Annotated in this window: 25 protein-coding genes and 2 tRNA genes; 16 read left to right on the forward strand and 11 right to left on the reverse strand. The window is 53.8% G+C overall.

Translation table 11 applies throughout. From position 1 onward, the window contains the following. The first annotated feature begins 1 nt into the window (after position 1). The 3 genes from eptA to NR114_RS06755 all read left to right on the forward strand — a co-directional run bounded on the left by eptA (position 2) and on the right by NR114_RS06755 (position 3549). A complete protein-coding gene (gene eptA / locus NR114_RS06745) occupies positions 2–1639 on the forward strand; it encodes a phosphoethanolamine transferase EptA (protein ID WP_176983993.1) in 1638 nt (545 codons plus the stop codon). A gap of 103 nt (positions 1640–1742) precedes the next feature. Next, complete coding sequence (locus NR114_RS06750; RefSeq protein ID WP_129982945.1) at positions 1743–2363, forward strand: TetR/AcrR family transcriptional regulator; 621 nt, start codon at positions 1743–1745, stop codon at positions 2361–2363. 88 nt (positions 2364–2451) lie between these two features. Next, positions 2452–3549: an alkene reductase gene (locus NR114_RS06755; protein ID WP_122079121.1), complete on the forward strand. Its 1098-nt coding sequence runs from the start codon at positions 2452–2454 to the stop codon at positions 3547–3549. A gap of 80 nt (positions 3550–3629) precedes the next feature. On the opposite strand, the gene idi is transcribed toward NR114_RS06755, so the two are convergent. Then, the gene (idi, locus tag NR114_RS06760; RefSeq protein WP_020826676.1) at positions 3630–4169 is read right to left on the reverse strand and encodes an isopentenyl-diphosphate Delta-isomerase; all 540 of its coding nucleotides are present in this window, start codon (positions 4167–4169) and stop codon (positions 3630–3632) included. Between the two features lie 325 nt (positions 4170–4494). Between idi and gloA the strand changes: the two genes are divergently transcribed. Next, on the forward strand, positions 4495–4902 hold the full coding sequence (gene gloA, locus NR114_RS06765; protein ID WP_041414525.1) for a lactoylglutathione lyase: 408 nt from the start codon (positions 4495–4497) through the stop codon (positions 4900–4902). Positions 4903–4981: 79 nt separating this feature from the next. Next, on the forward strand, positions 4982–5662 hold the full coding sequence (rnt, locus tag NR114_RS06770) for a ribonuclease T (protein ID WP_020826674.1): 681 nt from the start codon (positions 4982–4984) through the stop codon (positions 5660–5662). A 71-nt stretch (positions 5663–5733) separates the two neighbouring features. Here rnt and NR114_RS06775 read toward each other — a convergent pair whose 3' ends face one another. Beyond that, positions 5734–6081: a Grx4 family monothiol glutaredoxin gene (locus tag NR114_RS06775; protein ID WP_020826673.1), complete on the reverse strand. Its 348-nt coding sequence runs from the start codon at positions 6079–6081 to the stop codon at positions 5734–5736. Positions 6082–6496: 415 nt separating this feature from the next. On the opposite strand from NR114_RS06775, the gene NR114_RS06780 reads away from it, so the two are divergent. Both NR114_RS06780 and sodB read left to right on the forward strand, forming a co-directional pair. Beyond that, positions 6497–7315: a C40 family peptidase gene (locus NR114_RS06780; protein ID WP_020826672.1), complete on the forward strand. Its 819-nt coding sequence runs from the start codon at positions 6497–6499 to the stop codon at positions 7313–7315. A 194-nt stretch (positions 7316–7509) separates the two neighbouring features. Continuing rightward, positions 7510–8088 (forward strand): superoxide dismutase [Fe], encoded by a 579-nt coding sequence (gene sodB, locus NR114_RS06785; RefSeq protein ID WP_020826671.1) that lies wholly within the window; start codon positions 7510–7512, stop codon positions 8086–8088. A 54-nt stretch (positions 8089–8142) separates the two neighbouring features. On the opposite strand, the gene NR114_RS06790 is transcribed toward sodB, so the two are convergent. Continuing rightward, positions 8143–8232, reverse strand: a complete 90-nt coding sequence (locus NR114_RS06790) for a YnhF family membrane protein (RefSeq protein WP_020826670.1) — start codon at positions 8230–8232, stop codon at positions 8143–8145. 323 nt (positions 8233–8555) lie between these two features. Between NR114_RS06790 and purR the strand changes: the two genes are divergently transcribed. After that, entirely contained in the window at positions 8556–9581 is a 1026-nt protein-coding gene (purR, locus tag NR114_RS06795) for an HTH-type transcriptional repressor PurR (protein WP_020826669.1), read from the forward strand. A 34-nt stretch (positions 9582–9615) separates the two neighbouring features. On the opposite strand, the gene punR is transcribed toward purR, so the two are convergent. Next, a complete protein-coding gene (gene punR / locus NR114_RS06800; RefSeq protein ID WP_256813779.1) occupies positions 9616–10524 on the reverse strand; it encodes a DNA-binding transcriptional activator PunR in 909 nt (302 codons plus the stop codon). Positions 10525–10647: 123 nt separating this feature from the next. On the opposite strand from punR, the gene punC reads away from it, so the two are divergent. Next, complete coding sequence (gene punC, locus NR114_RS06805; RefSeq protein WP_020826667.1) at positions 10648–11859, forward strand: purine nucleoside transporter PunC; 1212 nt, start codon at positions 10648–10650, stop codon at positions 11857–11859. A 340-nt stretch (positions 11860–12199) separates the two neighbouring features. Then, positions 12200–13351, forward strand: a complete 1152-nt coding sequence (gene cfa, locus NR114_RS06810) for a cyclopropane fatty acyl phospholipid synthase (RefSeq protein WP_046373697.1) — start codon at positions 12200–12202, stop codon at positions 13349–13351. Between the two features lie 65 nt (positions 13352–13416). On the opposite strand, the gene NR114_RS06815 is transcribed toward cfa, so the two are convergent. Together NR114_RS06815 and NR114_RS06820 are read right to left on the reverse strand one after the other, a co-directional pair. Then, entirely contained in the window at positions 13417–13713 is a 297-nt protein-coding gene (locus NR114_RS06815; protein WP_020826665.1) for an I78 family peptidase inhibitor, read from the reverse strand. A 29-nt stretch (positions 13714–13742) separates the two neighbouring features. Beyond that, a complete protein-coding gene (locus tag NR114_RS06820) occupies positions 13743–14393 on the reverse strand; it encodes a riboflavin synthase subunit alpha (protein ID WP_234530771.1) in 651 nt (216 codons plus the stop codon). A 242-nt stretch (positions 14394–14635) separates the two neighbouring features. On the opposite strand from NR114_RS06820, the gene NR114_RS06825 reads away from it, so the two are divergent. From NR114_RS06825 to NR114_RS06850, 6 genes are all read left to right on the forward strand, one after another. Beyond that, a complete protein-coding gene (locus tag NR114_RS06825) occupies positions 14636–16012 on the forward strand; it encodes an MATE family efflux transporter (RefSeq protein ID WP_046373698.1) in 1377 nt (458 codons plus the stop codon). Between the two features lie 189 nt (positions 16013–16201). Next, a tRNA-Val gene (locus NR114_RS06830) sits at positions 16202–16278 on the forward strand. 20 nt (positions 16279–16298) lie between these two features. Continuing rightward, positions 16299–16375, forward strand: a tRNA-Val gene (locus NR114_RS06835). 124 nt (positions 16376–16499) lie between these two features. Continuing rightward, the gene (locus NR114_RS06840) at positions 16500–16805 is read left to right on the forward strand and encodes a cupin (RefSeq protein ID WP_020826662.1); all 306 of its coding nucleotides are present in this window, start codon (positions 16500–16502) and stop codon (positions 16803–16805) included. Positions 16806–17209: 404 nt separating this feature from the next. Beyond that, on the forward strand, positions 17210–18622 hold the full coding sequence (gene pykF / locus NR114_RS06845; RefSeq protein WP_020826661.1) for a pyruvate kinase PykF: 1413 nt from the start codon (positions 17210–17212) through the stop codon (positions 18620–18622). Positions 18623–18930: 308 nt separating this feature from the next. Next, positions 18931–19167 (forward strand): major outer membrane lipoprotein, encoded by a 237-nt coding sequence (locus NR114_RS06850; protein WP_004943717.1) that lies wholly within the window; start codon positions 18931–18933, stop codon positions 19165–19167. A gap of 142 nt (positions 19168–19309) precedes the next feature. Here the strand turns inward: NR114_RS06850 and NR114_RS06855 are convergent, their stop codons facing one another. The 5 genes from NR114_RS06855 to sufC form a co-directional block, all read right to left on the reverse strand. Further along, complete coding sequence (locus NR114_RS06855; RefSeq protein ID WP_234530682.1) at positions 19310–20323, reverse strand: L,D-transpeptidase family protein; 1014 nt, start codon at positions 20321–20323, stop codon at positions 19310–19312. 291 nt (positions 20324–20614) lie between these two features. Beyond that, on the reverse strand, positions 20615–21028 hold the full coding sequence (gene sufE / locus NR114_RS06860; RefSeq protein WP_020826659.1) for a cysteine desulfuration protein SufE: 414 nt from the start codon (positions 21026–21028) through the stop codon (positions 20615–20617). Positions 21029–21121: 93 nt separating this feature from the next. After that, positions 21122–22342: a cysteine desulfurase SufS gene (gene sufS, locus NR114_RS06865; RefSeq protein WP_020826658.1), complete on the reverse strand. Its 1221-nt coding sequence runs from the start codon at positions 22340–22342 to the stop codon at positions 21122–21124. After that, positions 22339–23631: a Fe-S cluster assembly protein SufD gene (gene sufD / locus NR114_RS06870; RefSeq protein ID WP_115058947.1), complete on the reverse strand. Its 1293-nt coding sequence runs from the start codon at positions 23629–23631 to the stop codon at positions 22339–22341. Before sufD ends, sufS begins: the two co-directional genes overlap by 4 nt. Further along, positions 23606–24352 carry a Fe-S cluster assembly ATPase SufC gene (sufC, locus tag NR114_RS06875; protein ID WP_020826656.1) on the reverse strand — a complete coding sequence of 249 codons (747 nt, stop codon included), beginning with the start codon at positions 24350–24352 and terminating at the stop codon, positions 23606–23608. The genes sufD and sufC overlap by 26 nt, the downstream gene beginning before the upstream one ends. Between the last annotated feature and the right edge of the window lie 10 nt (positions 24353–24362).

Below are 24362 nucleotides of genomic sequence, written 5' to 3' on the forward strand. Positions count from 1 at the left end.
AATGTGGTTACGTCAACGCTTACAGTGCAACAGCCTGGGTTTTATCCTCGCCAGCGCCTTGTTCTTCACTCTGTTCCAGAATGCGTTATTCCTTCATAAGGCCTGGTCGTATATCAGCTTCGATAACGTCCACAGCGTTATTTTCGCCGCCACCATGCCGGTAGTGATTTTTTGCGCGTTGAATATCATCTTCAGCGTGCTGACCGTGCCCTTCCTGCGTAAACCGCTGATGATTTTCTTCCTGCTCGGCAGCGCGGCCGCCAACTACTTTATGTTCAGCTATGGCGTGGTCATCGACGGCAATATGATGCAGAACGCCTTCGAGACCAACCCGCAGGAGGCCACGGCCCTGCTGACACCCCGCATGGGGCTGTGGCTGGTGTTGCTCGGTATTCTTCCGGCGGTGGCGGTCTGCTTTACCGATATCCGAAAAACTCGCCCCTGGTGGTACATGGCCGGGCTGCGTGCCGCCAACGTGATGCTTTCCGTGGTGGTGATCCTGATTATCGCCGCGCTGTTTTATAAGGACTACGCTTCGCTGATCCGCAATAACAAAAGCGTAGTGAAAATGCTGACGCCTTCTAACTTCGTCGCCGGCACCATCAAGTTTACCCAGCAGCGCTACTTCACCCGTAACCTGCCGCTGGTGAAAATTGGTGAAGATGCTCGCAAAGGGCCGCTGATAGCCTCACAGCAAAAGAAAACCCTGGTGATCCTGGTGGTGGGCGAAACGGCGCGCGCCGAGAATTTCTCGCTCGGGGGCTACGGCCGCGAAACCAACCCGCGCCTGAAACAAGACAATGTGACCTATTTTAAAAACGCCAGCTCCTGTGGCACTGAAACCGCCATATCCGTCCCCTGCATGTTCTCCAACATGCCGCGCAAGGATTACGATGCGACTCTGGCTACGCATCAGGAAGGTGTACTAGACGTACTGGCTCATGCTGGTGTTAACGTGCTGTGGCGTGAAAATGACGGCGGCTGCAAAGGTGCATGCGATCGCGTACCGCACGTAGACATGACCAAGCTGAAATTGCCGCAGGATTGCGACGGCGATGTGTGCATGGATAATGTATTGCTGTACAAGCTGAACGACTACATCAACAGCCTGAAAGACGACGGTGTGATCGTACTGCATCAGATGGGCAGCCACGGGCCGGCCTATTACCGCCGCAGTACGCCAGAGTTCCAGAAGTTCTCGCCGACCTGCGACAGCAATCAGATCCAGGATTGCACCCACGAGCAGTTGGTTAATACCTATGACAATTCGCTGCTTTATACCGACGCCATGCTGGACGACACCATCAAACTGCTGCAGCAGTACAGCGGGAAATTCAATACGGCGCTGGTGTACCTTTCCGACCACGGTGAATCATTGGGTGAAAACGGTATGTACCTGCACGGTACGCCCTATGTCTTCGCCCCAAGCCAGCAGACCCACGTTCCCTTCCTGATGTGGATGTCTGCAGACTATGAGCGCAACTTCAAGATCGATCGCCAGTGTCTGAACAATATGGCGGAAAAGGACGAAGTCTCGCAAGACAACCTGTTCCATACCCTGATCGGCATGATGAACGTGCAAACTCGCGAGTATCAATCGCAGTTGGATATTCTGCAACGCTGCCGCAGCGGTTCATAACCGCTTAACATCTTCACCCCGCTCGGGCAAAATACCGTTCATCGCAACCGGCGTTCTTACGCCGGTTTTTTTATTGCTATTGACCTAGACCGATTGGTCTATTATGCTGACAGCCATTATGACTAAACATGCGCATTGCCCGACAGACACCCGTGAACATTTGCTCGCTACCGGCGAGACGCTAAGCCTGCGCCTTGGTTTTACCGGCATGGGGCTGAGTGAACTGCTGAATACGGCCGGGGTGCCGAAAGGCTCGTTCTACCACTACTTCCGTTCGAAAGAAGCCTTTGGTGAAGCGATGCTGCAACGTTATTTCGAGCATTATGATGGGCAAATGAAACAGCTGTTTGCCGACGATAAAAGCGATGCGCGCCACCAGTTGCTGAGCTATTACGCCCAGGCAATCAGCTATCACTGCCGCAGCGAATGCCACAATGCCTGTCTGGCGGTGAAGCTTTCCGCCGAGGTGAGTGATCTGTCAGAACCGATGCGTCATGCATTGGAAACGGGAACCGCCCGGGTGATTGCTCACCTGCAGGACGCGATTGAACGCGGTATCCGCGAAGGCGCCTTGTCGATTGCCATGAGCCCGGCAGCAACGGCAGAAACACTGTATTCACTGTGGCTTGGCGCTTCGCTGCGTGCCAAAATCCGCCGCTCGGTCGCACCGTTGACCAGCGCGCTGGAAAGTATTGAATTGCTGTTGCGTCCGCCGCAACTTTAAACGAAACACCCTGGCTTTATCGAAACTTGCCCTGTGGGGCAGTTTTATCACATTACTAGTCGACCGGTCTATTAATATAGGATGCACTATGAAGATTGAAAAGTTGTTCTCCCCGTTGAAGGTTGGCGCTGTCACCCTGCCAAACCGCGTGTTTATGGCCCCACTGACGCGGCTGCGCAGCATTGAGCCCGGCGATATCCCTACTCCGTTAATGGGCGAATATTATGCTCAACGCGCCAGTGCCGGCCTGATCGTCACTGAAGCCACTCAGATTTCTTTCCAGGCGAAAGGCTATGCCGGCGCTCCGGGGCTGCACACTCCAGAGCAGATCGCCGCGTGGAAAAAAATCACCCAGGCTGTACACGATAAGAATGGCCATATCGCCGTTCAACTGTGGCACGTGGGCCGTATTTCCCACAACAGCCTGCAACCGGGCCAGCAGGCACCGGTGGCCCCTTCTGCGATCAATGCCGACACCCGCACCACCGTGCGTGACGAAACCGGCGCCTGGGTACGAGTGCCGACCTCTACCCCACGAGCGCTGGAAACCGACGAGATCCCGGGGATCATCAACGATTTCCGTCAGGCCACCGCCAACGCACGTGAAGCCGGCTTTGATTTTATCGAGCTGCATGCGGCGCACGGCTATCTGCTACACCAGTTTATGTCGCCAGCGTCTAACCAACGTACCGACCAATACGGGGGCAGCATCGAAAACCGCACTCGCCTGACGTTGGAAGTGGTTGACGCGAGCATCGCCGAATGGGGTTCAGAACACATTGGCATCCGTATTTCACCGCTGGGTCCGTTCAACGGCCTGGATAACGGGGAAGATCAGGAAGAAGCGGCGCTGTATCTGGTGGAAGAGCTGAACAAGCGCAATATCGCTTATCTGCACATTTCCGAACCCGACTGGGCCGGCGGCAAGCCTTATTCCGACGCCTTCCGTGACTCGGTACGCGCCCACTTTAAAGGCGTCATCGTCGGTGCCGGCGCTTATACCGCCGAGAAAGCAGAAGAGCTGATCAATAAAGGCTTTATCGATGCAGTGGCCTTCGGCCGCAGCTATATCGCCAACCCGGATCTGGTAGAGCGCTTCAAGCAGAATGCTGCGTTGAACGAGCCGCAGCCTGCCACCTTCTATGGCGGCGGTGCAGAGGGTTATACTGACTACCCGACGCTGTAATAACGCGGAATACCAGATAAGAAAGCCCGCCGGTATGCGAATGCCGGCGGGCTTTTGTCGTTTTTCGATTCAGGGGCAATTTAACGGGGAACCAACTTTCCCCAACGTTCAATCTCAGCGGCGTCGATATTGTTCATTATGGTGCGGAACCAAACGGTAAATTTATCAGGATCGTTTTTTATCTCCTGGGCTAATTGCCGAATATCGACCCACAACCAGCTGTGGGCCTCTTCGGGATCCTCTTGCGGTTCACCGTCAAACAAGCCCACGTAAATATGATCGAATTCGTGCTCAATTAAATCGCCTGGCACTTCCGCGCGGTAGGTAAAACTCGATACCTGCAGTAGCTCAGTGCAAAAGCCCATCTCTTCCTGCAACCGCCGCTGTGCGGCTGCCTGTGTCGCCTCTCCCCAGCGCGGGTGACCACAGCACGTGTTGGTCCACAACCCGGCAGAATGGTATTTACCGTAAGCCCGCTGTTGCAGCAGCAGTCTGCCCTGGCTATTAAATATAAAAATTGAAAACGCCCGGTGCAGTAATCCCTGCTGGTGCACCAGCGTTTTGGTTTGCGACCCCACGGAATTATCTTCGGCGTCCACCAGAATCAGCATTTCATCCATTAATGATCTCCTTCGGCAGTAGCCATCATTCCACACGGGTAAAAACAAAAAAGCATATTAACCAGATCCAAATGTATAAATTGAGGCCATTCACCCTGAGTCTGTATCGCTATCCGACCCTGCTGTTCCTTGCGAGGGGTATAGTACCTATTTCCATCAACCATAGGGCACATACTGTGCGATTGCCATTGATAAGGTGACAATGTCACTGAAACTCTGCCGCTCCCGCCCCGGCATACATTGAAATCCCTTATGCGGCAACGCTATACTGAATTTCGCTTCAATCCATCCGCCATTGGCAACGGCACATCCAATCAGAGGAATTATGCGCTTACTCCATACCATGATCCGCGTCGGTGACCTGCAACGTTCCATCGACTTTTATACCAAGGTATTAGGCATGCGCTTGCTGCGTACCAGCGAGAACCCGGAATACAAATACTCGCTGGCGTTTGTAGGCTATACCGATGAAAGCGAAGGTGCGGTGATTGAACTGACCTATAACTGGGGCACCGACAGCTACGAAATGGGCAGCGCGTTTGGCCATTTGGCGCTGGGCGTCGACGATGTCGCTGCAACCTGTGACAGCATCCGTAACGCCGGCGGCAAGGTTACTCGCGAAGCCGGCCCGGTAAAAGGTGGCACCACGGTGATCGCCTTCGTTGAAGACCCGGACGGTTACAAGATCGAACTGATCGAGAACAAACATGCTGGGCATGGTCTGGGCCACTGAGGTCGATTAAGGGCGCTTCCTGCGCCCTTATTTTTATCTGCGTGATAACCGCCTGCAACTGGGCGCAAAATTTGCCATAATGCGCGCTGCATTCGATGAAGATAAGAAACTGATGGCCGAAAAAAGTGATCTTAACGCCCTGAGTGGCCGTTTTCGTGGGTTTTACCCCGTAGTCATAGACATAGAAACTGCCGGATTTAATGCCAAAACCGACGCGCTGCTGGAAATTGCCGCCGTTACGTTAAAAATGGATGAAAACGGCTGGTTGCAGCAGGACGAGACCCTGCACTTCCACGTGGAGCCTTTTGAAGGTGCCAACCTGCAGCCGGAAGCGCTGGCCTTTAACGGCATAGACCCAAGTAACCCATTACGCGGTGCTGTCAGTGAGCATGATGCGTTGCACGCTATTTTTAAAGCCGTGCGCAAGGGCATTAAGGATCGTGGCTGCAACCGGGCAATCATTGTGGCGCACAATGCCAATTTTGATCACAGCTTCCTGATGGCCGCCGCAGAGCGCGCCAGCCTGAAACGTAACCCCTTCCATCCATTCGCCACCTTTGATACTGCGGCGCTGAGTGGGCTGGTACTGGGGCAGACGGTGTTGGCCAAAGCCTGCATCGCCGCCAATATCCCGTTCGACAGTTCCCAGGCACATTCTGCCCTGTATGACACCGAGCAAACCGCGTTGCTGTTCTGTGAACTGGTCAACCGTTGGAAACGCTTGGGTGGCTGGCCACTGGCGGTCGAAAACACCGACTAAGACAAAAAAAATCGGGCGGCCCAGTCTTCACTGGTGCCGCCCGATGGATCCCAACAATAAAACCGAGCCGATTATGGCTGCTGGTCTTCCTGCTGTTTGTACTTCTCTGCCGTTTCTTTGATCAGCTGCTGCAGTTCGCCGCGCTGATACATTTCGATGATGATATCGCAGCCGCCTACCAGCTCACCGTCGACCCACAGCTGTGGGAAGGTCGGCCAGTTGGCGTATTTCGGCAACTCGGCACGGATGTCCGGGTTCTGCAGAATATCAACGTAGGCAAAGCGTTCGCCACAGGCAGACAGCGCCTGCACGGCTTGCGCAGAGAAACCGCAGTTTGGCAATTTCGGTGAACCTTTCATGTACAGCAGAATCGGGTTCTCAGCGATCTGGTGCTGAATTTTTTCAATCGTCGTCGTCATTGTATTGCTTCCTCAAGCCAAGTCTTATGGCTACAACATGCATCACACCGGCCATTGTAGCGGCTGGAACAGTCGCAAGAAAACGCCATCTTTTGCAAGGGCATTTCCCCGTAGTCAGTCGCGTCTTACCGGCAAAGCCTTTCCGGTCAAAACATATGCGCAGAATAACATTTTTAATCTGGCCATTTCACTAATATATTTTGCCATCAAAATGCGCCGTTAAATAATCCCGCCGACGGTGATTGTCGCTTTTTTATACATCAACGGATTGATTTTTCAGCAAAAAAAATGCCATTAACGTTTTCTCACAATATGGATTATCATTTATGAGTTCTTCGCTGTTTTATATGGCGAAATTCGGGAATACTGTCCTTCTTTCGATATCTGTTCCGGGGCCAAGGTTGGTAACGTCGACATGCGTTTAATTCTTACGCTTTTTGTGCTGTTGTTTACACAGCTATTCTTCAATCTGGCGCATGCTGCGCCACAGGCGCGTATTGCCGCCGAGCAACGCAAAAGCCATGTCAACGAAGCCCGGCCAGATGACCGCAAGAAAAAGAAAGCGGTAAAAGCCAGCAAAAAAGCAAAAACCACCACCCCGCAGAAAACCGCCAAGGTTTCCAAAGCCAAAACGGAAAAAACCGCTAAAAAGATCGTCAGCGCCAAATCGAAAGGCAAAACTCAGAAAATAGCCAAAATCAAAGTTACCCCGCCGAAAAAGGGTTACAAAAAAGGCTATGGTCGCCACCGCGAGGCCGGGATGGCCACCGCAAAACTGGTGCGTGATGATAAACCGTTGAAGCTGACTCCAGCGCACAAAAAACGCTATCAGCACGCCAAGCAAACCGCGATGGCCAAGCTGATGGACCAAATGGGCAAGCCTTACCGCTGGGGCGGTACTTCACCAAGAACCGGTTTCGACTGCAGCGGCCTGATTTACTACGCGTATAAAGACGTGGTGAAAATCAAAATGCCGCGCACCGCCAACGAAATGTATCACCTGCGAGACGCCGCGCCGATCAAGAGAAGCGAACTGGAAAGCGGTGACCTGGTGTTCTTCCGCATTAATAACCGCGGCGTGGCAGACCATGTTGGCGTTTATCTGGGCAACGGCAAATTTATTCAGTCACCGCGTACCGGTGAAGAAATTCGGATCAGCCAACTCGACAATGACTACTGGCAAAACCATTACATCGGCGCCCGCCGTGTAGTAACACCGAAAACCATTCGATAATTTCTTTAGCGGCTGGCTTGCCCAGCCGCTCTCCCCTGATTGATTTTCCTGCTGTCCCTAAAGCACCCAATCCTTTAGCCCGCCCCCACTGTATTTCATCGCGAAAATTGCTAAGCTAAATACCCACAATAAAAACAGGTCAATTTAAAGTCCGTTGCTTTAGCGGCGAGTTGACACTGTACAAGGAGGAAGCAATGTCGTTTGAACTGCCCGCACTACCTTATGAAAAAAACGCCCTCGAACCGCACATTTCGGCAGAAACCCTGGAATACCACTATGGCAAGCATCACAACGCCTATGTGGTCAACCTGAACAATTTGCTGAAAGGCAGCGAGTTTGAAGGATTATCTCTTGAAGCAATCATCAAGGCTTCCAGCGGCGGCATCTTCAACAATGCGGCTCAGGTATGGAATCACACCTTCTATTGGCACTGCCTGTCACCTCAGGGCGGTGGAGAGCCTCAGGGCAAATTGGCTGCCGCGATCAACCAGGCTTTTGGTTCTTTTACCGCCTTCCGGGAACAATTCAGCGACGCCGCGGTGAAAAACTTTGGCGCAGGCTGGACCTGGTTAGTGAAAAAGCCGGATGGCTCGCTGGCGATTGTTAATACGTCGAATGCGGCCACGCCGTTGACTGGTGAAGACAAACCGTTGCTGACCGTGGACGTTTGGGAACACGCCTACTACATCGATTATCGCAACGCACGACCGGCCTACCTGGAAAACTTCTGGGCGCTGGTTAACTGGGCATTTGTGGAGGAAAATCTGGCGTAACGCGGGGAAAATACAACCAGGCGTAGCGAACTGCGCCTGGTTGACTGAAGAGTATCAGTTCAATGCTGCGGTGAAGCTAAAAGCGATAATCACAGCCAGCGCACCCAGGGTGGTGAACAGTGACATTTTCAAATCGGTATCCATTACAACTCCTTTTCAGATTGGGTTTCCCAAGGGTAAAAGGCACACAATTAATGTGTTAAACCATTTTCCCACAGTTGGCCGATAAAATCTTGTTATCATTTCCCAGTTTATAATACCGATTACCTCTTCCCCTTTTGCTCAATATGGGACAAAATTCGCAGTTCACAACTGTGTACCGGCAAAATGCCCCTCCTGACCAAGCGCTGACGACTTCAACACACTAAAAACTCAGTTTTCGCTTCTTTGGAGAAGGATCTACGCAGGCAAACGATTAACATCACACTTACATACTGCAACATGTGAGTTCAGGAGTCATTCTTTACATGGCAACGATTAAAGATGTGGCCAAACGCGCTGGCGTTTCCACCACCACCGTTTCGCACGTCATCAATAAGACTCGTTTCGTCGCCGAAGAAACAAAAGCGGCCGTTGGCGCCGCGATCAAAGAGCTGCACTATTCACCCAGCGCCGTGGCGCGCAGCCTCAAGGTCAATCACACCAAATCTATTGGTCTGCTGGCCACATCGAGCGAAGCACCCTACTTTGCCGAAGTGATCGAGGCGGTGGAAAACAGCTGCTACAGCAAAGGCTATACGCTGATCCTGTGCAACTCACATAACAATCTGGACAAACAACGCGCCTATCTGGCGATGTTGGCGCAAAAGCGCGTCGATGGCCTGTTAGTCATGTGTTCGGAATACCCGGACCAACTGCTCGGCATGCTGGAAGATTATCGCAATATCCCGATGGTCGTCATGGATTGGGGCGCCGCACGCGGTGACTTTACCGACACCATTATCGATAACGCCTTTGAAGGCGGCTATCTGGCCGGGCGTTACCTGATTGAACGCGGCCACCGCGATATCGGGGCCATTCCGGGTCAACTGGCGCGTAATACCGGTGGCGGACGCCATCAGGGCTTTTTAAAAGCCATGGAAGAAGCCAATATCGACGTGCGTGAAGAATGGATTGTTCAGGGCGACTTTGAGCCGGAGTCCGGTTACAAGGCCATGCATCAGATACTGTCGCAGAAGCAACGCCCTACCGCAGTCTTCTGCGGTGGCGATATCATGGCCATGGGGGCGATCTGCGCCGCCGATGAACTTGGCCTGCGCGTACCACAAGACATATCGGTGATTGGCTACGATAACGTGCGAAACGCTCGCTACTTTACCCCGGCACTGACCACCATTCATCAGCCCAAAGAGCGTTTGGGCGAGATGGCCTTCACCATGCTGCTGGATCGCATCATCAGCAAGCGTGAAGAGTCGCAGGTGATTGAGGTTCATCCCAAGCTGGTTGAGCGCCGTTCGGTCGCTGACGGTCCGTTCATCGATTATCGCCGCTAATTATCTGCGCCGGAAACTCTCACGGTTTCCGGCGTTATTCTTCGCTTAGCCACTCCTGATTCAAGGTTTCACTGTCTCCCAGATAATCCAGCAACCAGGCCATAGCCGGAGACGGCGTATTTTGCTGCCAGGTCAGGCAACAAGGACTGGCGGGAAATGACTGTTGCAACTGTAGCGCCACCAGCTCCCCGCGCTGCACCAAAGGCAATACCTGATGCGCGGGCATCATGCCAACGCACAACCCGGCACACAGGCAGTCCACCGCAGAAGCCCAGTCCGGCACCACCAGGCGGCGCTGGTTGTCCAACGTCCAGGTCACGCGCTTGGGCAGGTTGCGCGAGGTATCTTCCAGGCACAGCGACGGAAAGGGCCGAAGTTGATCGTCGTTCAACAGCCCCTCTATTGCGGCCAGCGGGTGATGCGGACTGGCCACGCACAACCAACGCATATCTCCCATATCGCGAAAGGCGAAACCGCCGCCCACCGGCACCGCCCTTGTAGCGCCGATCGCCATATCGGCACGACCGTCCACCAGCGCATCCCATACGCCATTAAACACCTCCGGCTGAACCAGCAATTCGACGTCGGGGAAATGGCGGTAAAAATCCAGCACCAATTGGCGACTGCGTTGGGGTTTAACGATGATATCCACCGCTATTTTCAATTGGCCCCGCCAGCCGTTAGCGACCTGTTGGCACTGTCGGCGCGTGTCGAGCATTTTTTTGATGACACCACGCGCTTCCTGAATAAACAGCACGCCCGCCGGTGTCAGTTCCACGTCGCGATGACGGCGCTCAAACAGCGGTACCGCCAGCCATTGCTCCAACTGCCGCACCGTATAACTTACCGCCGATGGTACCCGATGCAGCTCGTGCGCCGCGGCGCTGAAACTGCCAGTGCGGGCCACCGCATCGACGACATCCAGGGAATATTCAGACCACATAGCTTTGCCTTCAATTTTTTTAACAGCACCTCGCAAATATTACCGTTTCACAAGCAGAGATCCAGCCGGATACACTTGCCGGCGCTAAAAACCTGCGACAATAAAATATTAACGAGAAATACCATGCGAAATTCCTTTGGTTTTATGTTCTACCTTGCCGGCCTGAGCATGCTGGGTTACCTGGCCACCGATATGTACCTGCCCGCCTTCGGCATGATGCAGCAAGATCTGCAGATTTCCGCCGGGGCAATCAGCGCCAGCCTGAGCATCTTCCTGGCCGGGTTTGCCTTTGCACAACTGCTGTGGGGCCCGCTTTCCGATCGCCTCGGCCGTAAACCGGTGTTGCTGATCGGTCTGGCGCTGTTTGCCCTCGGCTGCCTTGGCATGCTATGGGTGCAAAATGCCGTGCAACTTTGGTCGCTGCGCTTTATCCAGGCGATTGGAGTTTGTTCCGCTGCCGTTACCTGGCAGGCCTTGGTGATTGACCGCTATCGCGAAGGCAAGGCTAACCGCGTGTTCGCCACCATTATGCCGCTGGTAGCCCTTTCACCGGCGCTGGCGCCGTTGGTAGGTGCCTGGTTGCTGAACCACATGGGCTGGCGCGCCATTTTCGCCGTGTTGCTGGGCATTACCGTGCTTTTGCTATTGCCGACGCTGCTGCTGAAAGAAAGCGCCAAAACCGTGCCTTCCGACGACAATAAGAAAAGCGCGCTCAGTTTCTTCCAACTATTAAAGTCACGCATCTTCAGTGGCAACGTTATGATCTTTGCCGCCTGTTCTGCCGGCTTCTTCGCCTGGCTGACCGGTTCACCGTTTATTCTTGGTGATATGGGTTATAGCCCGAACGACATCGGTCTGAGCTATGTGCCGCAGACTCTGGCGTTCTTATTAGGGGGCTATGGCTGTCGTACCGCATTGAACCGCATGAATGGCAACACCTTGTTGCCTTGGCTGCTGGTAGTTTATGGCGTCAGTATGGTTGCATTATATCTGGTTGCCACCCTGACTCAGCCCACGCTCACTACGTTGTTAATTCCGTTCTGCGTGATGGCGTTGGTCAACGGAGCCATTTACCCTATCGTGGTAGCCAATGCGTTGACCCCGTTCCCGGAGGGAACCGGTAAAGCTGCCGCCTTGCAAAACACCCTGCAATTAGGCCTGTGTTTTGTCGCCAGCATGCTGGTTTCGGCCTTTATCGCCCAGCCTCTGTTGGCAACGGTCACGGTAATGGTGTCGACGGTGGTATTGGCCGCGTTGGGCTATCTGATGCAACGGAGAAAGGTAATGGACGATCGACAGGCGACGCGTCAGGAACATGCTAACTCCGCGTCATAATTGCCAGTATTAATAATCACTTAAAGAATATTTTTGCCGAGTGCGATTTACAGTTGAGTAAGCGCCTCGGCAAGCCTATACTCAAAAACGACCTTTAAAAATAACACTTTTATAATTTCTTTATCACTAGCAACTGTTGTGTACGCGTATGGCGTCACAGTTTTTTAAGGATTGTCTTTCCCGCGTTTCTTGCGCTGGAACCTTCTTAAAATTTTCCTCTGTTCATAGTCGGATATCAGACGCCACGGGATTCTTACCGTAGGTAAACGTATGCACCCGCAGAATTTGTCTAAGCTATTTTTTGACGGGTCATAAGTCAGAAGAAGGTGATGGAGAAGCTATGAGTTCATCGTGTATAGAAGATGTGAGCATCCAGGACAACCAATGGTACCGTATCGCTCATGAAATGCTCAGCATGGCCGGTATTGAAATAAACGGCTCGCGCCCTTTCGATATTCAGGTTAAAAATCCTAATTTTTTTAAACGCGTGCTGCAGGAGGGTTCTCTCGGCCTGGGCGAAAGCTATATGGACGGCTGGTGGGAATGCGAACGGCTGGATATATTCTTTCATCACGTGGTCCGCGCCGGTCTGGAAAAGAAATTGCCCCGCCACCTCAAAGATACCCTGCGAATTGCCGCCGCGCGATTAACCAATCTGCAATCGAAGAAACGCGCCTGGATAGTCGGCAAAGAACATTACGATCTGGGGAACGATCTCTTTACCCTGATGCTGGATCCTTATATGCAGTATTCCTGCGCCTACTGGAAAGAGGCGACCACGCTGGAAGAAGCGCAGGAAGCCAAATTACGGATGATTTGCGAAAAGCTGCAGCTGCAGCCCGGCATGAATTTGCTGGATATTGGCTGTGGCTGGGGCGGGCTTTCTGCCTATGCGGCGAAAAACTATGGCGTTTCGGTGGTGGGCGTGACCATTTCTGCCGAGCAGCAAAAGCTGGCACAGGAGCGCTGTGCCGGGCTGGACGTCGAGATCCTGCTGCAGGATTACCGTGATTTGCATCTGCAATTTGACCGTATTGTTTCCGTCGGTATGTTTGAGCACGTCGGTCCGAAAAATTACCGCACCTACTTCAACGTGGTGGAACGTAATTTAAAACCGGACGGCTTATTCCTGCTGCATACCATTGGTTCGAATCGGACAGATATGAATGTTGACCCGTGGATCAACAAATATATCTTCCCGAATGGCTGCCTGCCGTCGGTTACCCATATTGCCCAGGCCAGCGAAGGGCATTTTGTGATGGAAGATTGGCACAATATTGGCGCTGACTACGATCGCACCTTGATGGCGTGGTACGAAAGATTCAAACAGGCATGGCCGCAGTTGGCCCAACGTTATTCGGATCGTTTCGAACGCATGTTCAGTTATTACCTGAACGCCTGCGCTGGAGCATTTCGCGCCCGTGACATTCAACTCTGGCAGGTCGTCTTCAGCCCGAAAGGCGTAGAAGGCGGTATCCGCGTGACGCGCTAAATACGCACAATAAAAAACCCCGGCCAATTAACCGGGGTTATTCTTATACATGACCTGCAAAAGCATCAGCCGCAATAAACACGGATGATTTTATCCTCGCTGTCGCCCAGGAAATTCAGGCGGCGCAGGTTGAAGTCCATCGTGACCGCAGAGTTATACGGAATCGCACGTACCTGCGACTCAATTCGTACGCCTTCCAGCGAAGACATCGGTTTACCGACATAATTCTGGTATTGCGCCGCACCACAGGTGTCGCTATCGGCATCCACTGTCGGGTTGGCCGCGCCCTGGTCCGGCGAACTGCTACAAGCACTCAGCGCCAGCAGCGCCGTTAACATCAACGTTTTCCCATAAAACTTCACGCGATTGCTCCTCTCTGGTGGGTCGTTTGTCAGATCTTCTGCGCCAGCGCGTTCGCCGCCGCCATTGCCGCTTCGCGGCTTGCCAACACCCGTTCAACGGTGTCTACCACCGCCTGCGTTTGCGGGTCGATCTCAATATTCACCTTATCACCCAGGCGTTTTTTGCCCAGCGTGGTACGTTCCAGCGTTTCCGGGATCAGATGCACGCAAAAACGGTTATTCACCACTTCACCGATAGTCAGGCTAATTCCGTCAATACCGATAAAGCCTTTGTGCAGAACATATTTCATCAGTTCCGCATTCGGCATACGTAACCATACCTGACGATTATTCTCGGAGGTATAAATCTTGGCAACTTCCGCCGTGCAGATAATATGGCCGGACATCAGGTGACCGCCAATCTCATCATTAAACTTGGCCGCCCTTTCGATGTTAACCACATCGCCCAACGCCAGTTCACCAAGGTTGGTCAGGCGCAGCGTTTCTTTGATCAAATCAAAACTGACGCGGTTACCTTCTACCGCCGTGACGGTCAGGCAGCAGCCGTTATGCGCCACAGACGCACCGAGCTCCAATCCAGGCAGCAGCTCGGTAGGCATTTCTATGACGTGGGTACGGAAGTTGGATTTTTCATCAATGGCGACCAGCGGCGCGGTGCCTTGTACGATACCGGTGAACATGTGAGCCTCTTCTTTCTGAAAATGTTTAAAGCGCTTGGGGCAGTTTGCCCCAGTTGGCGAGGAAAACCAAACCCGCGGCGACAAAAAGTCTGTGCCTGCGCATTTAATAACTATTTCATCACAGCATTTGCTTAACCTCGCCGAGCGGGTACAATCTTTTTGACAAAATTCCGCTATTTTTAATTGTTGTCCTTTCGCGACGACCCCCCCCTCCATCATAAATAAATAGAAAAGGTGTATGCGTGCAGAAGTACTTCATTGAAGCGCGTAGTTTATTGGCCCTCGCAATCCCGGTAATCATCGCGCAAATATCACAAACCGCAATGGGTGTGGTAGACACCATTATGGCCGGTGCGTACAGCGCCACAGATATGGCGGCGGTTGCCGTCGGTACCTCTATTTGGCTGCCTGCCATTTTGTTCGGGCACGGCCTGTTGTTGGCGTTGACACCGGTCATCGCCCAGCTCAACGGCGCGGGCCGACGAGATCGCATTGCTCATCAGGTGCGTCAGGGCTTCTGGCTGGCGGGGGCGGTCTCGTTGCTGGTGATTATCGTGCTGTATAACAGCAAGTTCGTCATCGACTTGATGCACAATATCGACCCGCAATTGGCGGATAAAGCCGTGGGCTATCTGCACGCCATCATGTGGGGCGCGCCGGGCTATCTGTTCTTCCAGGTACTGCGCGGCCAATGCGAAGGGCTGTCGAAAACCAAGCCGGGCATGGTGATTGGCTTTCTCGGCCTGCTGGTGAATATCCCGATCAACTACATCTTTATCTACGGTAAATTCGGCATGCCGGAATTGGGTGGCGTAGGTTGCGGCGTGGCAACCGGCAGCGTTTACTGGTTTATGTTCCTGGCGATGCGTTGGTACGTGAAGCGCGCCCCGTCGCAGCGCGATATTTTGCCGCACGAAGGCAGCAGCCCGCGGCCCGACTGGCCGGCAATAAAACGCCTGTTCGGCATCGGTCTGCCGGTCGCGCTGGCGCTGTTCTTCGAGGTCACGCTGTTCGCCGTCGTCGCTCTGCTGGTCTCTCCATTGGGCATCGTTTCGGTGGCCGGGCATCAGATTGCCCTGAACTTCAGCGCGCTGATGTTCGTGTTGCCTATGTCGTTGGGCGTCAGCGCGACTATTCGCGTTGGCTATCGGTTGGGTGAAGGCTCGGTCGAAGGCGCGCGGATTGCCGCTTATTCGGCTATCGGGGTCGGTATCCTGATGGCCTGCTGCACCGCGCTGTTTACCGCCACCTTCCGCGAGCAAATCGCCCTGCTGTACAACGACAGCCCGGCGGTAGTGGCCATGGCATCACAGCTGATGCTGTTGGCAGCTATTTACCAGATCTCCGATTCTATTCAGGTAATTGGCAGCGGCGTTCTGCGTGGCTATAAAGATACCCGCTCAATCTTCTTCATCACCTTTATCGCCTATTGGGTGCTGGGTCTGCCGAGCGGGTATCTGCTGGCGTTGACCGACATTGTCGTCCCGGCGATGGGGCCTAGCGGCTTCTGGATTGGGTTTATTATCGGGCTGACCTTCGCCGCCATCATGATGGCCTTGCGTATGCGTTGGCTGCAAAAACAGCCTGCGGCACTGATCCTGCAGCGCTCTACCCGCTAACTATCACCACCGGTCGGTTACGCCGACCGGCGGCTTCAGCAGCATGGATTGCAGAAAAAACCGCCGCACTGCACACAAGCGCAGCAATCGCGTGAAATACCGGATAAAATTACGTTTTTCTCCTTGCCAGCGCGCGGGTAGCTCGTTAATATTCGTCCCCGCTGTCAGCCATGACAGACAGGAAAAGATGCGTCCGTAGCTCAGTTGGTTAGAGCACCACCTTGACATGGTGGGGGTCGGTGGTTCGAGTCCACTCGGACGCACCAAAATTCTAAAGCAGTACAGTGCGTCCGTAGCTCAGTTGGTTAGAGCACCACCTTGACATGGTGGGGGTCGGTGGTTCGAGTCCACTCGGACGCACCAAATCATAATATCCGCAGCTCCACCCTATCGACCCTACAGTTCCTCAAGCTTTAAAAACTTTGCTCCTGCTACCGCAAACCACATCAGGTATCATCAAGGTCAATACCCTATCAGGACAGATCCCATGCTGAAATTTACCGCAGAGACTGCGTTTGAAAAACTGGACACCGGCCTTACCCGCAGGCAAGGGGTAATGAGCGACGGCACCAGCGCCACGGAAGTGAAGTTCGACGCAGGAACCTTCGGCCAACTGCAAAAGCGGGCTTACGCTCTGCAGACGCGGGTGGTTTCCGGTGAGTTTGAATTCACCGTCGGCAATGATACCCAGGTGATCGTGGCCGGTGAAACTATCGCCATCCCCGCTAACATTGCCAGCGGCTGCTTCTGCCTGTCGGCCGGTACGCTGCTGGAAATTATCGTATCCGGCTAAAATCGGCCAATGGCATGTTTACACTAAGGTTATTTGCGCAACAAACCGCAGCTGTCAGTTTGCATTTGCGCCACATTTGCTGCTGATTTGCCGGATCCGAGCGTTAGCACCGGTTTTTTATTTTGTTTCCCGCCGCTTAGCCTTTATAATGCGCAACGTCTTTCAGTTGAATGGTTTCAGCCCTTGATCTGCGAAAACGCAATAACAACACATTTTCATCTCATCACGTTGCGCAGCATCCCCGCATCCCGGCGCGGGCTGAATTTTTCCGCCCCATTTCGACCCCGGTCACCTATCCTTAACTATGTTTTGCACCACCAGGCTCGACTCAAATCCCTTATCAGTGGCCTGACCGCTGGTTTTATTCGTTTTATTATCCATCACAACTTGTAGAAAACTCCGTCATGAAAAAGACCAAAATTGTTTGTACCATCGGTCCAAAAACCGAATCGGAAGAAATGCTGACCAACCTGCTGAACGCCGGCATGAACGTAATGCGCCTTAACTTCTCCCACGGCGATTACGAAGAGCACGGCAACCGCATCAAGAACATGCGCGCCGTGATGGCGAAAACCGGTCAGAACGCCGGTATCCTGTTGGATACCAAAGGCCCGGAAATCCGCACCATGAAACTGGAAGGCGGCAAAGATGCCTCTCTGGTTGCTGGCCAGACCTTTACTTTCACCACCGATCAGAGCGTTATCGGCAACAACGAACGCGTTGCAGTAACCTACGCCGGTTTTAGCGCAGATCTGAAAATCGGCAACACCGTACTGGTGGACGACGGCCTGATCGGCATGGAAGTCACCAACGTGACCGAAAACGAAGTGGTCTGTAAGGTGCTTAACAGCGGTGACCTGGGCGAAAACAAAGGCGTTAACCTGCCGGGCGTTTCCATCCAGTTGCCGGCATTGGCTGAAAAAGACAAGCGCGACCTGATCTTCGGCTGCGAACAGGGTGTGGACTTTGTTGCCGCTTCCTTTATCCGTAAGCGTTCCGACGTGCTGGAAATTCGTGAGCACCTGAAAGCCCACGGCGGCGAGCAGATCCAGATCATCTCCAAAATCGAAAACCAGGAAGGCCTGAACAACTTCGACGAAATCCTCGAAGCTTCTGACGGCATCATGGTCGCTCGTGGCGATCTTGGCGTAGAAATCCCGGTAGAAGAAGTGATCTTCGCGCAGAAGATGATGATCGAAAAATGTAACCGCGCACGTAAAGTGGTGATCACCGCCACCCAAATGCTCGATTCCATGATCAAGAACCCACGCCCTACCCGCGCAGAAGCCGGCGACGTTGCCAACGCCATTCTGGACGGTACAGACGCAGTGATGCTGTCAGGCGAAAGCGCCAAGGGTAAGTACCCGCTTGAAGCCGTGACCATCATGGCGACCATCTGTGAGCGCACTGACCGCGTGATGCCAAGCCGTATCGACAGCCTGAATGACAACCGTAAGCTGCGTATCACTGAAGCCGTATGCCGTGGCGCCGTTGAAACCGCAGAGAAACTGGATGCGCCACTGATCGTGGTTGCCACCAGCGGCGGCAAATCAGCCAAATCCGTGCGTAAATATTTCCCTAACGCCGTGATCCTGGCGCTGACCACCAATGAAGTCACCGCGCATCAGCTGATTCTGAGCAAAGGCGTGATCCCACAGATGGTCAAGGAAATTGCCTCTACCGACGACTTCTATCGCATCGGTAAAGAAGCGGCGCTGGCCAGCGGTCTGGCACAAAAAGGCGACGTTGTGGTGATGGTTTCCGGAGCTCTGGTTCCGAGCGGCACAACCAATACTGCCTCGGTTCACGTGCTTTAATATAAAACGTGACATAATTATTTTGATGAAAACGCCGCTTAGCGGCGTTTTTTTTAGCACTGGTAAACTGTTTTCTCAAAAACGCAACCGTGGATTGCTCATTATTTAGCTAATTATAAATCGGAGTTGTCCCATGGAATCCAGCTGTTTTCCCTACATTTTTTAACTATTTTTCAAAAGAAGCTGTAAGTTTGAGCGAACGATCAAAATAAAGCACTCCAATACAAAAAAATTATTCTCTTTCGAAAAAAGTTTGTGTAATACTTGTAACGCTACATGGAGATTAACTCAATCTAGAGGGTGTTATAATGAATCGTACTAAACTGGTACTGGGCGCGGTAATCCTGGGTTCCACTCTGCTGGCAGGCTGCTCTAGCAATGCTAAAATCGATCAACTGTCTTCTGACGTTCAGACTCTGAACGCTAAAGTTGACCAGCTGAGCAACGACGTGAACGCAATCCGTTCTGACGTTCAAGCAGCTAAAGACGACGCAGCACGTGCTAACCAGCGCCTGGACAACCAAGCTCACGCTTACAAAAAGTAAGATAGCTTCGGTTATTGAAAACGGCGCACATTGTGCGCCGTTTTTTTTGCCTGTCATTTCCGCATTTCCCCCCTTCCGTCTTTAGGCGAAAAAAAGGGCTCAGCACGCTGAACCCATCGGTATTGACCGCTACGGCTACTTTTTAATTCACCGAACTGATAGGTGCCCCCTTGAACGGGCCCTTATTCGTTTCCTGCGAGGCTACAGGCGTTAAACTGACGTCAGAGGGGTTCTGCCCCACGTTAACCAGTACCGGCATGCCAGAGCGGCGTACAACCGCGCTATCGAACACGGTCTTATCGGTCTGTGCATCGCCGACAAAAGCCTTCTCGGCTTTGGACAACGTAATCGGCATGGTCTGCGGATCGTCGCTTTCAACTCTCGACAGCGGCTGATGCACTTCTACGTAACGTTTGCCGTCCGGTTCAACCGAGATTTTCACCGGATCGTTAATGACCTGAACACGGGTACCGCGCGGTACCATGTTGAACAACGCCTCGATATCCGTTGGGCGCAGACGGATACAGCCAGAGCTGACGCGCATGCCGATACCGAAGTTGGCGTTGGTGCCGTGGATCAGATACTCACCGTGCCCCATAGCCAGACGCATAGCGAACAGGCCCATTGGGTTTTCAGGACCGGCCGGCACCACGCCCGGCAGCTTCACGCCTTTCTCCAGATAGCGCTTGCGGATATTGGCGGTCGGCGTCCAGGTCGGGTTCGGGATTTTTTGGCTTACGGAGGTCACCTGCAGCGGAGTGTGCATCCCGGTCTGGCCGATACCGATAGGATAAACGATCACCTTGTTCTCGCCTTTCGGGTAGTAATACAGACGCAGTTCGGCCAGGTTGACGACAATCCCCTCACGCTTGGTGTCCGGCAACAGCATTTGGGTCGGGATGGTCAACACCGAACCCGGCTTGGGCAGGAAGGGATCGGTACCCGGGTTGGCCTCAAGCATGCCCAGCAGACCAATTTTATAGTCGGCAGCAATCGCCTCCAGCGGACGCCCATCGTTCGGTACGGTATAGGTGGTGTTCTCGCCAATCAGACGGCTGTCCGGCGGCGGCAGCGGGTATTCGCTCGCGCTGGCGGCTTGCGTGCCGGTCAGTACGGTGGCAAATAGCATGCCCATTAAACTCAACGCACGTTTCATTATCATCCCTATATGCTTATTACGGTTCGGCCACAAGGCTATCTGGCACTTGGTGACCGGTAAATCAGACAAGACCTGATTAATACTAGCAATGCTGACGTCAAAGGCAATAAGTCCTCTAAAAATCAACATGTTATAACGTAATCGCTTTCTCCATTTGTCAGTATAACGTCAAGGGATAAGCTGCTGATATGTCACTGATTTGCGGGGTGAATGGCAGGGTTGGGCGGGTTTTGTAAAGACTCATTGACATAGCAAATATAAGCGCTTTATCAATGAGCCTTAGGAATATCAGAGTTTGGCGGCCTGACTGCGGATTGCGCGGATCATGGCTTCCAGCCCCTGAGAACGGGAAGGCGTCAGGTGCTGACTCAACGCCAGTTCGGCGAAAAACGGCCGCACGTCCAGCTCGACAATCTGCTGCGGCGTCATTTGGTGATAAAGAATAAACACCACCGCCAGCAGCCCTTTGACGATAGCCGCGTCGCTATCCCCGTGAAACTCGACCTGCCCTTGTTCATCGAGCCGCATCACAATCCACACCTGGCTCTGACAACCGGAAATCAGATTGCCCGCCTGACGTTCGCTATCGTCAAGCGCCGGCAGCTTCGCGCCCAGTTCGATGACATACAGGTACTTGTCTTCCCAGTTCAGGCAACGGGAAAAATTACGCACCAACTTTTCTTTATCCGGCAAGTTCGCCATGAGGTTCCTTTCAATAATTCAGGGGCCGGCATGCCGACCCCATGTCACTGGCTACCGGCGCTCAGCCAATAGCGCCAAGCCCGACAGTCTACCCTATCCCAGCAGTTTTTGAATTCGCTGCAACCCGGCCACCAGCCGGTCAACTTCTTCGCGGGTGTTGTACAACGCCAACGAGGCGCGGCACATGCTCGGCACATTATAGAACGCCATCAGCGGCATCGCGCAATGATGCCCGGTGCGAATAGCGATGCCGTACTGATCCAGGAAGCTGCCGACGTCATAGGCATGGTGTTCGCCCAGATTAAAGGCGATCACCCCAGCGCGATCCGCCGGACCATAGATCTTCAGCGTCGGTACCTGCTGCAGCGCTTCGAGCGCATAATGCATCAGCGAATGCTCATAATCAGCAATCGCCTCCAGCCCCAGCGCGTTCACGTAGTCAATCGCCGCCCCCAGTCCCATCATGCCTGCAGTATTGGGGGAACCGGCTTCAAAACGCCACGGTGGCTCGGCATAGGTGGTGCCGAGAGTCAGGCTCACCTGCTGAATCATTGAGCCGCCGCCTTCCCACGGTGGCATTTGCTGCAACAGCGCCTGACGACCGTAGAGAACGCCGATACCGGAAGGCCCATACAGCTTGTGACCGGAAAATACGTAGAAATCACAATCCAGCGCTTGCACATCAACCCGTTGGTGCATGACCGCCTGCGCACCGTCAATCAGCACCTTCAGACCGGCAGCTTTGGCCTGCGCCGTAATTTCCTGCACCGGATTGACCGTGCCCAACACGTTGGAAACCTGAGTCAACGCCAGCAGTTTGGTGGTGGCATCGATCAATCCAGGCAACTGCGCCACATCCAACGTACCATCTTGCTGTAGCGGCCAGACGCGCAGGTTCAGCCCACGCTCTTGCGCCAGCATCTGCCAGGGCACGATGTTGGCATGGTGCTCCATCTCGGTGATGATGATGCTGTCACCGGGCTGCAGGAAGTGGCGACCGAAGCTGTTGGCCACCAGATTGATGCCTTCGGTGGTGCCTTTAACGAATACGATCTCTTCCGCCGAGCCTGCATTGATAAACGCCGCCACCTTTTCACGCACCGCTTCCATTTCCTGAGTCGCCTCGGCGCTCATGGTGTGGATGCCGCGATGCACCGCCGCATAACCGTGACGATAAAAATCCAGCTCGCGATCGATTACTGCCTGCGGCTTTTGCGCACTGGCCGCGCTGTCGAGGTAAGCCAGAGGCTGGCCGTTGACCTCACGCGACAGGATCGGGAAATCGCCGCGCACCCGTTCGATGGGAAAACTCATGCGGCCTCCCCCGGCTCCGGCAAGCGCCGTGCAATGCGCGCCAGCACCGATTCACGAATGGTTTCGTTACCGATCCCCTCAGTCAGCTCAGCGGCAAAGGCAAAAATAATCATCTGCTGCGCAGCGTGCTTGTCGATGCCCCGTGATTGCAGATAGAACAGCTGCTCTTCATCGATACGCCCGACGGTGGCGCCATGGCTACACTTCACGTCATCGGCATAGATTTCCAGCTGCGGTTTGGTATCGACCTCAGCCACTTTGCCCAACAGCAGATTGTGGTTGGTCATCTGCCCATCGGTTTTTATCGCGTGCTTGGCCACTTTGATCATGCCATTGAACACGGCCTTGGCGCGGTCGCTAACCACCACTTTGTGCAATTGGCGGCTTTCGCAGTAACCCTTGTTGTGTTCCAGGTAAGTTCGGGTATCGCACACCTCTTTGCCGACCGGCAGCACCAGGCTGTTGATCACCAAATTAGAACCTTCACCGTTAAGCTGCGCGCTGGTGTTGTGGCGCGTCAGGCCCGCACCGAGCAGGAAGCTGTCACTCTTCACCTGCGCGTCGCGGCCAATCACCAAATCGTTATGGGCAAAGTGGTAACTTGGCTGGCTTTCAAACGCCAGTTTGCAGTGATGCAGTTGGGCATTGTCAGCCACATTGGCGGTCAGGCGTGCGCCGGTGAAATGCGCGGCATCGTTCAAACTGACGTAGTGCTCAATCACTTCGGCCTGGGCGCTGCGCCCAATCTCAAGATGATGACGGTGATGCACGGTGTTCACTTCGCCTGCAGCACCGCGTCCGCTGCTGATATGCAACAGGTACAAAGGGCGTGACGCGCTTTTACCGGCCGCCACGCGGATAATGCTGGTTTCCTGCGCCAGGCTTTCGGTCAGGTGCAGAAAAATTTCAGGCTGAATGGGCTCAGGCAGCGCCTGCGGCGTGCCGTAGGAGGCCACATCAAACTGATAATCGCCCAGTTCGCCATCGCTCAGCGCCGCACTGAAACGGCCGTCGATAAACACTAACCGATATGCATCGATAGCCAACGCCAATGCATCCACCTGAGCCGTGGTCACCTGCTCTACAGGCGGCTCCAGGAACTGCTGCTCCAGCAGGCCTTCCAGCGGCGTATATTTCCAGTTCTCATGCTTGCGGGTCGGCCAGCCCAGGCGTAAAGCCTGCTGCCAGTGCGCCAGCGCATGCGCGGAATGCTCGCCGCCGCGCTCTTCGAACAAGCTATAAAGCTGCTGCAGCGCGCGTGAGTTATTGTTCGTCGGTAAGCCAGCCATAGCCCTGCTCCTCCAACTGTTTCACCAGGGAGAAATCGCCGGATTTGACGATGCGCCCCTGGGAAAGAACATGAACGTAATCCGGTTTGATGTAATCCAAAATACGCTGGTAGTGCGTGACAATAATGAACGAGCGCTTGCCGTCGCGCAGCGAGTTAACGCCGTTGGCGACGATCTTCAGCGCATCGATATCCAAACCGGAGTCGGTTTCATCCAGAATGCACAGATCCGGCTCCAACGCCGCCATCTGCAGAATATCATTACGCTTTTTCTCCCCACCGGAGAAACCGACGTTGACCGAACGGGTCAGCAGATCGGGCGGCATGTTCAGCAGTTCAATCTTCTCTTCGATAAAATCAGCGAAATCGAAGCGATCGAGCGCCTCCTGCTGGCGGTATTTTCGCACCGCATTCACGGACGTCTGCAGGAAGAAATGGTTGCTGACGCCGGGAATTTCCACCGGGTACTGGAACGCCAGAAACACGCCTTCGCCGGCACGATCTTCCGGATCCAACTCGAGCAGGTCTTTACCTTTAAAGGTCACCTCGCCCTCAGTGACTTCATACTCTTCGCGCCCTGCGAGGGTCGCCGAAAGCGTGCTTTTGCCCGAGCCGTTCGGCCCCATGATGGCATGCACTTCACCGGGTTTGATCTCCAGGTCCAGACCCTTGAGAATCTCGTTGCCTTCCGCGCTGACTTTTAAATTCTTGATACTTAACATGCAGTGTCCT

The sequence above is a fragment of the Serratia sp. Ser99 genome, from assembly GCF_024519545.1.
GTDB lineage: Bacteria > Pseudomonadota > Gammaproteobacteria > Enterobacterales > Enterobacteriaceae > Serratia > Serratia liquefaciens.